Below are 1,235 nucleotides of genomic sequence, written 5' to 3' on the forward strand. Positions count from 1 at the left end.
GGCCGCGCTACCCGAGCGGGACCGCGAGGTCCTGATGCTTCTCGGATGGCACGGGCTGTCGTCGCGTGAGGCCGCCGACGTCCTGGGCTGTTCCCAGCCCGCGCTCGCCATGCGCGTCCATCGGGCCCGCCGCCAGCTCGACCGCCGCATCGACGCCGTGGCCCGCGACTCGGATCCGAGAAGTGAAGGGGACACCGATGAGTAGGAAGACCGATCTGCTGGCGATGATGTCGGCCGTCCGGCCGGACTGGCTCGAACCGCCCGCCGATCCTGGACGGCTCGAACGCCTCCGCGCCCGCGCGATGTCGGAACCGCGACCGGTCCTGGCGCCCACTCGCGCGCCCGGACGGCGCCTGCGGTACGGCGGAGCCATCGTCGCGGCGGCGGCCCTGGTCGCCGGACTGATGGTCGTGACACACCCGACCGACCAGGACACGGCCCCGCCGTCCGCGCGCCGGACCCTCCTCGCCGCCGCCACAACACTCCAGGAAAGCGACACGGCGACCGGACGGTACTGGACGGCCGACCTCAGCACCTACACCACCGTGGACTACCTGGGCGACACCGGCGCGGAGCCGCCGCCCCCCACCGCGAAACCCCTGTACCGCTACTCCTCGACGTGCGACGCCCGGCTCTGGGCGGCCCGATCCGGACGCGACACCAGTTGGCTCGTCGTCGACGCGGTCACCGACCGGCGGTTGAGCGTCGCCGACGAACGCGCCTGGCGGGAGACCAGCGCGGAGCGTTCCCGCAGTTGCCAGATCCACGGCATGAGCATCGGTCTGCGGACGGCCCCACCCGCGGCGCTCGCCCTGAAACGCAGCACGAGCACGACCTCGCCAGAAGCGCCGACCTATCCGAGCGCGGCGGGCAGACCCCTCACCCTCGGCCAGATCGCCGCGCTGCCCACCGATCCGACGGCGCTCAAGGCCGCGCTGGACGAGTTGTTCGTGAACCCGGCAACGAAACCGAAGGCGGGCTGGACGCCATCGCCGGACGACACGTTCCAGCAGATCACCGACCTGCTGGTCGTCGCCCCCGCACCGCCCGCCGTCCAGGCCGCCCTGTACCGGGTGCTGGCCGGTCTGCCGATCGACCGCAGCCACGGAACCGTCACCGATCGTCTCGGCCGCCGCGGCGTCGCCTTCTGGACCGCCACCGGAGCCATGGACACCCGACTGATCATCGACCCGCGGACCGGACACCCCCTCGCCGTGGAGAGCCGCCTCGCGGGC

Annotated in this window: 2 protein-coding genes; both read left to right on the forward strand. The window is 72.9% G+C overall.

Annotated features, from left to right (window positions below; translation table 11 throughout):
• Positions 1 to 205 (forward strand): sigma factor-like helix-turn-helix DNA-binding protein (locus ACH01S_RS41710; protein WP_169809448.1); only part of this gene is annotated, 205 nt, incomplete at its 5' end.
• The coding region (locus ACH01S_RS41715; RefSeq protein ID WP_157406375.1) for a CU044_5270 family protein at positions 198 to 1,235 on the forward strand (1,038 nt) is incomplete at its 3' end. The genes ACH01S_RS41710 and ACH01S_RS41715, both read left to right, overlap by 8 nt.

It is taken from the genome of Actinomadura chibensis NBRC 106107, from assembly GCF_001552135.1.
Lineage (GTDB): Bacteria > Actinomycetota > Actinomycetes > Streptosporangiales > Streptosporangiaceae > Spirillospora > Spirillospora chibensis.